Here is an 807-nt window from a genome sequence, read left to right on the forward strand (position 1 = left end):
CCTGGACGAACGTTTCGTGATCGGTGAACTCCCGGTGTTACCCCTCAGGCTCAGCGATTAAACAGCATTCTGAGAAGAACCTTCAGGTGTTCTCTCTCGGCCTCATCGTCGGCACCGTCGAGGCGCCCTATCAGTTTCAGGCACAAGGCGGTGCGCGTGAGCCGCCGCTCCTGACGCAGGATTTCAACGGTGATGCGGCCCAGCAGCTCAATCTGGCAGGGGTGAGTGACCTGGCTGAAATAGCCTGTCAATCCGGCTTCTTTTTCCGGAGGTAGTCCGTCCTGTCGCATCAAATACCCGTGCGTAGTGAATGAGGTCGGGCGCAAAGTAACCGATGCACAGGCGCGTGTACAGCAGTAATCCTGCGGTGCTCTATCTTTTAAAAGGCACCACCCATTATTGCAGACAATTCAGCGATATAAATTAACGCTCCGGTTATCAGGGAGGCTAAGTGAACAGAAAAGAAACGGCGGACGACAGCATGCCCATTACCCTGCCCGACACCAGCTTCAGCCAGGTGCTCAATCCGGAAGACACCAACCGGGCCGATACCCGCGCCTTTCTTGCCCGCGACGTGGAGCCTTTTACGCTGCCCGGGTTTGTGACGCCGTTCGGCTACACCCTCTGGCAGAACAGAGCAGAGAGACAGTTCAGGCTGGTCACGCAGGAGCCCGAGCCGGAGACCGTTTATGCGGTGCGGCTGGAGGAAACCGAAGACTTCACCTCGCCGGAGCGCGCCTGCATACAGGTTATGGTATGGCGCACCCGCCAGCCTCAGCATGAGGGGGCGGTGCACGGCCTGGCGCG

General features: G+C 58.6%; 1 protein-coding gene and 1 pseudogene. One reads left to right on the plus strand and one right to left on the minus strand.

Features of this window, described 5'->3' with window-relative positions:
- Positions 1 to 50 precede the first annotated feature (50 nt).
- Positions 51 to 290, minus strand: coding sequence for a biofilm development regulator YmgB/AriR family protein (locus VI01_RS24435; RefSeq protein ID WP_045816981.1), 240 nt, complete (start codon positions 288 to 290; stop codon positions 51 to 53).
- Between the two features lie 161 nt (positions 291 to 451).
- Between VI01_RS24435 and VI01_RS24440 the strand changes: the two are divergent.
- Positions 452 to 807 (plus strand): annotated as a pseudogene (locus VI01_RS24440) (hypothetical protein); the annotation flags it as partial.

The sequence above is a fragment of the Pantoea sp. SM3 genome, from assembly GCF_000963995.1.
GTDB lineage: Bacteria > Pseudomonadota > Gammaproteobacteria > Enterobacterales > Enterobacteriaceae > Pantoea > Pantoea rwandensis_B.

Bases quoted from the DNA above. Each gene is read 5' to 3' on its own strand.
- VI01_RS24435 (WP_045816981.1), bottom strand. From the start codon at position 290: ATGCGACAGGACGGACTACCTCCGGAAAAAGAAGCCGGATTGACAGGC.